7 protein-coding genes and 1 pseudogene are annotated in these 7,935 nt (G+C 45.5%); 1 reads left to right on the top strand and 7 read right to left on the bottom strand.

All coding sequences use genetic code 11. From position 1 onward, the window contains the following. The 6 genes and pseudogenes from PsAD26_RS23130 to PsAD26_RS23105 form a co-directional block, all read right to left on the bottom strand. Positions 1–252, bottom strand: a pseudogene (locus tag PsAD26_RS23130) (IS6 family transposase); the annotation flags it as partial. A gap of 170 nt (positions 253–422) precedes the next feature. Beyond that, entirely contained in the window at positions 423–1,265 is an 843-nt protein-coding gene (locus PsAD26_RS23125) for an ABC transporter permease (protein WP_063312305.1), read from the bottom strand. 1 nt (position 1,266) lies between these two features. Next, positions 1,267–2,187 (bottom strand): ABC transporter permease, encoded by a 921-nt coding sequence (locus PsAD26_RS23120; RefSeq protein WP_153041557.1) that lies wholly within the window; start codon positions 2,185–2,187, stop codon positions 1,267–1,269. Positions 2,188–2,247: 60 nt separating this feature from the next. Continuing rightward, the gene (locus PsAD26_RS23115; RefSeq protein WP_063312303.1) at positions 2,248–3,783 is read right to left on the bottom strand and encodes an ABC transporter substrate-binding protein; all 1,536 of its coding nucleotides are present in this window, start codon (positions 3,781–3,783) and stop codon (positions 2,248–2,250) included. Between the two features lie 62 nt (positions 3,784–3,845). Further along, positions 3,846–5,693 (bottom strand): ABC transporter ATP-binding protein, encoded by a 1,848-nt coding sequence (locus tag PsAD26_RS23110; RefSeq protein WP_063312302.1) that lies wholly within the window; start codon positions 5,691–5,693, stop codon positions 3,846–3,848. Then, on the bottom strand, positions 5,690–6,343 hold the full coding sequence (locus PsAD26_RS23105) for a hypothetical protein (protein ID WP_063312301.1): 654 nt from the start codon (positions 6,341–6,343) through the stop codon (positions 5,690–5,692). Before PsAD26_RS23105 ends, PsAD26_RS23110 begins: the two co-directional genes overlap by 4 nt. Before the next feature lie 106 nt (positions 6,344–6,449). Here PsAD26_RS23105 and PsAD26_RS23100 point away from each other — a divergent pair, with 106 nt between their 5' ends. Further along, on the top strand, positions 6,450–7,352 hold the full coding sequence (locus tag PsAD26_RS23100; protein ID WP_063312300.1) for a LysR family transcriptional regulator: 903 nt from the start codon (positions 6,450–6,452) through the stop codon (positions 7,350–7,352). A 352-nt stretch (positions 7,353–7,704) separates the two neighbouring features. Here the strand turns inward: PsAD26_RS23100 and PsAD26_RS29890 are convergent. Continuing rightward, positions 7,705–7,935, bottom strand: a 231-nt coding sequence (locus PsAD26_RS29890; RefSeq protein ID WP_206600031.1) for a hypothetical protein, incomplete at its 5' end; no start/stop codon positions are given.

The raw sequence follows: 7,935 nt of genomic DNA, 5'->3' as shown, positions 1-7,935 counted from the left end.
GATCACAACCTCATCAAGATACCAGACATCAGTGGCGCTGGGAGTTTTGCGACGCAACTGGCGAACGTAAGCTGGGCCAAACTTAATTCCCCAGCGACGGATGGTTTCATAGGAGACCACAATGCCCCTTTCCAGCAGCATTTCTTCTACTTCGCGTAAGCTAAGTGAGAAGCGGTGATAAAGCCAAACGACATGGGCAATGATTTGAGGTGGGAACCGGTGGCGTTTGCAGCTGATCGATGATGTCGTCATGAGACAACCGCTAACCCATTAAACTGGTGTCAAAGTTTACGTGACAACGCCGTCTGAAGCTATGACTATGCTTGAAAACCATCTTCAGAGCGAAAACGCCTAAACCACCGTACTGAAATAACACAAAATACGCTCTAAAGCATGTTTGCAACAGAGCCGTAGATAGCGCCCTAACGACTTGCATTTCCTAGCGGGTCTAGCCTGTCTCGCAGCCAGTCGCCTAAGAGGTTAAGACCAAGCACTGAAAGCATTACTGCGATGCCCGGAAACACTGTGACCCACCAGGCTGTTTGCACGTAATTGCGGCCCTCAGAGAGCATATTGCCCCAGCTCGGTGTTTGCGGATCCACGCCAAGCCCAAGGAAGGTCAGGCTGCTTTCAAGTAGGATGTTGTTTGCCACATTCAATGTCATTAAAATGATGAGTGGACCAAGTGCGTTTGGCAGAATGTGGGAGAATATAATCTTTGAATCCGGCAAGCCGTAACTTCTTGCCGCCTGGATGAATTCTCGTTCGCGAATTGATAAAACAGAAGAGCGTACCAGCCGTGCGTATTGCACCCATTGTGATAAGATCATCAGGATTATGATCCGGTCCAACCCTGGGCCAACAATGGCGATGATGGTAATAGCCAGTAAGATAAACGGCAGCGCTAGTTGTATATCAGCAAATCTCATAATGAATGTGTCTGCAATGCCACTGTAATAGCCGGCCAGCAGACCTATGACCGTTCCGATCATTAGCGCTCCGGCAACGGACAATATGCCTACAGAAAACGAGATGCGTCCTCCTAAAATGATCCTCTCCAGAACATTTCGGCCCAAAGGATCTGCACCTAAGGGAAAATTGCTGTCGGCAAACGGAGGCATCAGGCGGGCACTGAGATTAATTGTTTCTCCTCCGTCAGGGTAAAGCAAAGAGGATATCAGAACGAGGAAGCCCATGCCAAAGGTTAGCGTAGCGCCAACAATAAACTCAAACTGCCCCAGATAGCTTTTAAATTTGGTGATCATTTTACTTCACCCGAATTCTGGGATCGATCAGGCCATAGACCAAATCCACTGAGAGATTTACGGCAACAATGGCAATTGCAAGGATTGATACACAGGCTTGCAGGATCGGATAATCACGTTGGGCAATTGCATCGATTGCGAGTGTTCCCATTCCCGGCCAGTTAAACACAAGCTCGACAATCACAACACCGCCGATTAGGTTTCCAAATTGCAGACCTACATAAGTCACAAACACGATGGCACTGTTTCGTAACGCGTGTTTGTAAATGACAGTACGTTCCTGAAGGCCCTTTGCTCTGGCGACCATAATATATTGCGCTGACAGTGTTTCTATCATGGCTGTGCGCATTAAACGGATGTTGGTGGCCGTCAAAATTATGCCCATCGTCAGACTTGGCATGATCAAAGAGGACCAGGATGTAAATCCGCTTGCAGGGAAAATCGGAAAGGTCACAGAAAGTAACAGCACGAACATCATCGCCAGCCAGAAATTTGGAAATGACAAGCCCAGCAGTGAGAATATCCGAATGACCTGATCAGCCCAGCCACCTTTATGAACAGCACTGTAAATTCCAAAAGGAATTGAAAGCAGGATTGAAACTGCCATTGATGACAAGGCAAGGACCATCGTTGCGGGAAATGCAATCCGCATAAGTTCAGCTATCTGGCCGCGAAAAAAGCTCTGACCAAGTTCTCCCTGCACTAAATTGGAGATGAACTGCCAATATTGCATTGGAAAAGACTGGTTGAGACCTAAAGATTCACGTATGCGAAGCAGATCGGCTTCGGTGACACTTGCAGATTCTTGCGTGAGCATGAAAGCTGGATCACCAGTAAATCTGATGAGAAAAGCAACGCAAAGCGTCACGGCCAGTAACACAAAAACAGCCTGCAGAACCCTTTGCAGAACAAAGCTCAAAATAGGCATAAACGTACCATTCAATTCAAAGAAGGGCAGCGGCGCGTTAAGCGCCGCCGCTGGTTATTTTTCGAAAGTGACCGACATGAATCTCGTACGATCATCTGGGGCTGGTACGAAGCCTTTGACCTGTTTGTTAACTCCGTAAAGTGTTGAGAAATTGAAAAGAGGCACATCCAGCGCGTACACGTTTGCGTAAGCTGCAATCTGTTTCAAGATAGCTTCACGTTGTTCAGGGTCGTAAAGCTCACGTTGTTTCTCAAGGAGTTTATCAAGCTCTGGGTTTTGAATATAAGGGTTCCAGCGCTCGCCAGAATGGTACAAAAGATAGGCGGTATTATCAAAATCGAATGTCCAGCCTCCCCAGCCAAAGGAAAACAATTCGCCGGTTTTGCCCTGAGGTATGATCTCTGTTGAGTAAATATTTGGCTCATGCATTCTGATTTTGACTTGAAGGCCAACAACGCTAAGCAAGCCTGCAACAGCCTGGGCAACTTCTCTCATTGTGTCGTCGTTATTGGTGATATCGAGCGTAATTTCAGTGCCCGGTTTAACTCCTGCTTCCTTCAAGAGCTTTTTGGCCGCTTCAGGATCATAGGGATATCCTTCAAGAGTAGGATCAAATCCAAGAGATTTCGAACCCTGAGCACTCGTGATAGGCGATCCGTATCCTTTCAGCAGAGCGTCGATTATAGCCTTTCGGTCAATGGCCATATTAATCGCTTTGCGCACTCGAATATCCGAAGTGACTGCATCCTGTACTTTGAAGCGTAGAAGACGAATTGTAGGCCCTTCAACAGCCACCAAATCTGTAACTTCATTTGCTTTAATCGTATCAATGGATGTCGTTGGAATATTGAGAGCGATATCGACACCACCCGACAGCAGTTCCGCAATGCGTGTTGCCGGCTGTGATATAAAACGTATGTTCAGCTGGTCAACTTTTGCCGTGCCATTCCAATATTTGTCAAATCGCTCCATCTTTAGGCCGACTGACGGAGTATAGTCCATGACTTGAAATGGTCCGGTCCCTACTGGCTTCATATCGAAGGCTTTCTCTCCAACCTCCTGGATGTATTGGGGAGGGACAATCATTGCGCCGTATCCAGAAAGCTTAGTCAATAAGACCGGGTCAACTTTATTCATAATAAAATCAACGGTGTAATCATCGACAAGGTCGAGGCGTTCAATAGACGTATAATTAGATTGTTGCGGTCCTTTTGCACCTTGTTCACCTAACAGGCGGTCAAAGGTGAATTTAACAGCCTTAGCATTAAATTTTTCGCCGTTATGGAAGATAACATCTTCACGCAGAAAGAACCGAATACGCTTGTTGTTGTCGAAGAATTTCCAATCTTTCGCCAGAGCAGGTTCAAGCTTTAAATTTTCATCGCGAACTAAAAGCCCGTCAAAAATATTGCTACCAAACGAGCCCCAAGACAATGTAAAGGTATCGATTGGATCAAGGTTTTGAGGGTCGCGTCTTTGGGCGACTGTTAGCATATCACGCGCATAAGATGTCTGAACATCAGCTGCCACCAATGCCGTAAATCCTGATAAAAAGGCAAAAGATCTGAAAACCAACCCACTCTTTAACATGTGCTTTTCTCCCCAAAACGCGCTCTTTAGCGCTCCCTCCAGCATTCTTTGAATGCTGGATTTTAAAAATTCACTGCAACAAAATGCCCTTGTTCAATCTCTTCGAATAACGCTAGGGCAGGATCAAAATCAGCTGGCCGGATAATGCTTGGAGGCTCCCCTTCAAACACTTCGGGCTTGTGTTCCTTGTCGAAATCGATCACAGGAACAGCGTTCATCAAACGTTTGGTGTAAAAATGGCTCGGATTTTCGAATATCTGCTGGCGTGTTCCAACTTCAACCAGGCGGCCCAAATACATGACTGCCACCCGGTGACTAATCCGCTCAACAACAGCCATGTCGTGTGTAATAAAAAGATAGCTCAGTCCTTGCTCTGCTTGCAGCCTCATGAGCAGATTTAAGACTTGCGCCTGTACTGAAACATCAAGCGCAGAAACGGCTTCATCGGCGATAATCAGACCAGGCTCGCAGGCCAGTGCACGCGCTATGCAAATTCGTTGACGTTGACCACCTGAGAATTCGTGGGGATATCGGTCGGCATAACTGCGGCTCAAACCAACTTTATGCAAAAGATCTGCGACGCGCTGAACGGCCAGATCCTTGCTGGAGACCAGCCCGTGCGTTAGTGCTGGTTCAATGATGCTTTCGCCAATTTTTTTGCGCGGATTAAGAGATCCGTAGGGATCTTGAAAGACATATTGTATATTACGCATAAAGGATTTTTGCTGTGCGCGCGGCAGATCCAAAATGCTCGTTCCCGCGAATTTTATCTGACCAGAAACCGGAGGTATGAGCTGCTGGATCGTTTTCCCAATCGTTGACTTACCAGAACCAGATTCACCCACCAATGCCAGAGTCTCGCCGGGGTATATTTTCAGGTTTATGTCTTCAACAGCATGAACACGCTGTGATATTCGATTAAGCAGTCCGGATCTTATGTCGTATCGAGACGTTAAATTTTCAACTTCGAGTAAGGGCTTTGAATAATCTGGGATGCTGATTTTTTTGCAAGTTGAATGATCAATGTAAACATCACCATCTGGCAAATAGAAAAACTCCGGATCCGTTTTGCCCTTCATACTTCCAATCTGCGGTACAGCGGCGAGGAGTGCTTTAGTATAGGCAGCGTTAGGCGCATAAAAAACGGATTTGACTGAGCCCGTTTCTACCGCTTGACTTGCTTGCATTATGAGCACGTCATCCGCCATTTGTGAAACAACGGCCATATCGTGAGAGATAAAAATGACGGAGGTCTTAAAATCATTCTGCAGGTCGCGAATGATCGATAGCACTTGAGCTTGTATCGTCACGTCAAGGGCTGTGGTTGGTTCGTCAGCTATCAAAATTTTGGGATTGCTGGAAAGAGCCATGGCGATCATGATACGTTGGCGCTGGCCGCCGGAAAGTTGATGAGGGTAGGAGTCTAGCACCTGTTTCGCATTGGGAAGTCTTACCAAGTCAATAAGCTGCAAAGCGCGGTGCCGGGCTTGCTTGTAAGAAATGCCTCCGTGCAAGCGAAGCGCTTCAATGATCTGCGATCCAGCTGTAAAAACCGGATTCAAACTGGTCATAGGCTCTTGAAATATCATAGATATCTCATTGCCTCTGATTGGCCTCATCTCACTATCGTTCAGTGCCGCCAGGTTGACCTGACCACCATAATGGCTGCTCTCAAACATAATTGTCCCCGACGTAATTTGTGCGCCGAGGTGGTGGGTCAACCCTAAAATAGCCAGGGAAGAGATAGATTTACCTGAGCCTGACTCTCCGACAATCGCCAATGTTTTATTTGGCATAAGATTGAAGTTGAGGTTATCGACTACCCTTGTCGCTTCCGTCCCTTTCTTAAACTCAACACATAAGTCTTTGACGCTCAAGATAGGGAAGTCTGGCGAACTGCTTTGTTTCATGAGACGGTGAGCTCCTCAACAGTATGCTGGATAGCGATTGAAACAGCAGATACGAGGATCTCGAGAGGTAAAGATGGGCCTGGTTCTATCCGATCTATGTCATCTGCAATGTTTTCTGAGGCTTGGGGAATATGAATAAACCCAGATTTCATGGATATAGATGTTTTGGCAGCGACATTACAGCAGGTATAAAGCATTTGGTTACAAAGATGAGTGCCAGCATAAAAGGACTGCATTGCAGGAATACCTGCTTCTTTCATCCCTTCTACTATACGATTATTAGGAATAGTGGCCTCATATGCGAGCGGGCCAGTGTCACAAATTGTTTTTGGTCCGCTAATGTCTCCATTGGCATCAGGCACGACTAAATTAAGTTTATTGATGCTTATATTCTCAGCTTTGATAACGGGATACCTCAAGGCTACGCCAAGCCCAATCCAAGCATCTGGTTGTAATCTTTGAATTATAGCGTCAACTTCATGAGATAGATCTTTAGAAACAACTGGCATTCCAAGAAAGTGCAAACTGCAATTCCCCCAGTTCTGAGTTTTTAGAATATCGATAACTTGAATACATGGATTCTTTTCAGCAGTTGGCCAAGCGCCATACCCAGTAACAACAATAGTTGGCGCAGATGTGCTTTCAATCATTACTATAACCTTTTGAGTGTTGCATTTTTAACATGCAACAATTACTAGATAACATCTAGTGATATTTTTTAAGTCAAAATAAATTATTGTTAAGTTGGAGATTGAAATGAATCAAAGGCAACTTGATATATTTAAAACTGTTATGGAGCACGGCTCTTTTAGGATGGCTTCTAAGTTATTGAATATAAGCGCCCCAGCAGTAAGTAGTGCTATGAAGCGGCTTGAGGAAAATTTGGGTTTCAAGCTGTTTGAACGTGGTCAAACGTTATCAACTCCAACGCCAGAGGCAGTGCGCTTTTTTCAAGGGGTAGAGCGATATTTTTCTGGACCAGAGTTACTTGAGGCAGTTGCTGCCAAAATTAGAAATAACAAACCCTTGTCTTTAACTATCTCCGCTACACAGGCTCTGTCAGCATTTATTTTTCCACCTGCCATAAAAACATTTAGGCAGAGCTATCCTGATACAGAATTAATGATAGAATGTTTTTCATCTTCAGAAATTCTAACCCGAATTCAAGGGCAGCAAACGAATCTCGGTATTTTACAGTCATTCCCGGAAATGCCTGGGATAATCCAAGAACCATTGATAAAAGCCGCTCATGTTTGTGCGCTTCACAAGTCCCATCCATTAGCCAAGAAAGTAGTTATCACACCTCAAGACTTTCATGGGGAAGACGTTCTTAAAATTGTCCCTTCTGGCCTCGGAAACTGGGACGCAATAGAGCACGCTTTCCAGGAACATAATATTGAAACTAAACACACTATTGCAATTCAAAACTCAAATACAGGATACAGTTTGATTAATGCAGGCTTGGCCATCGGCTTAATTGAACCTTTTGCCGCTCCTACATGGCTTACTGATCGTGTTGTTATACGTAGGTTCTCGCCTGCTGTCGTTTTTGATTATGTTTTGGCTTACTCGTCTTTAGCACGTCCTCAGCAAGCGCTTTGCGATTTTAGAGAGATGGCTCGCAGAGAATGTCTCAAAAGGCTTGATAGCCTATTGTGAGGCATGGCTAACGCATGAAGTAAATTGAATCAAACCTCAACAGTCAACTATTGCCTGCATTATATCCGTCGTCAATGATAGTTGGACAGATTAAGCTTCAGAGTAATGGAGTGTTTGGCCCTTTGCGTGTTGATGTTTCGGGTTCATCCCTGATCCCGGACAATCGAGTATATTGACTTTGATTGTTTCAGGAGACGGGAATGGATGTTGTCTGGAAGGCCGCTAAGAGTGTGGTCGCGGCAAGAAGAACGAATAGTTTTTCATGGAAATCTCCGTTTGAATGATCCATCAAATTCAGCTTTTGTCTTGCCACCGGCCGTGAGTTTTAACTGCACCTAATGACCATTTCGCTTCATACCCGTACCAGTTGGCCGTTTTCAAACCAATCAATGACCCGCACAGTTGCGAAACTGCTGAGACAGATTTGCTTTGAGATGTACGCAAGAGAGGGCGCTGACTTTCTTCGCAAAAGCAGCAAGATCGCTGCGCAGTTTGCTGGAAACTCCCCATAGGTTTGCACAACTGCATCTTCTAAAGCGGTGCTGACTTCACAAAGCTGGTCGGCAAGATACTTGGCCTGCAC

The organism is Pseudovibrio sp. Ad26 (genome assembly GCF_001623285.1).
Taxonomy (GTDB): Bacteria; Pseudomonadota; Alphaproteobacteria; order Rhizobiales; family Stappiaceae; genus Pseudovibrio; species Pseudovibrio ascidiaceicola.
Note: the sequence above shows the minus strand (reverse complement) of the source record. Positions and strands in the feature narration are given on the sequence as shown.

Excerpts from the sequence above, each read along its gene's own strand:
- PsAD26_RS23100 (WP_063312300.1), top strand. The coding sequence starts at position 6,450 with ATGAATCAAAGGCAACTTGATATATTTAAAACTGTTATGGAGCACGGC.
- PsAD26_RS23125 (WP_063312305.1), bottom strand. The coding sequence starts at position 1,265 with ATGATCACCAAATTTAAAAGCTATCTGGGGCAGTTTGAGTTTATTGTT.
- PsAD26_RS23110 (WP_063312302.1), bottom strand. The coding sequence starts at position 5,693 with ATGAAACAAAGCAGTTCGCCAGACTTCCCTATCTTGAGCGTCAAAGAC.
- PsAD26_RS23115 (WP_063312303.1), bottom strand. The coding sequence starts at position 3,783 with ATGTTAAAGAGTGGGTTGGTTTTCAGATCTTTTGCCTTTTTATCAGGA.
- PsAD26_RS23105 (WP_063312301.1), bottom strand. The coding sequence starts at position 6,343 with ATGATTGAAAGCACATCTGCGCCAACTATTGTTGTTACTGGGTATGGC.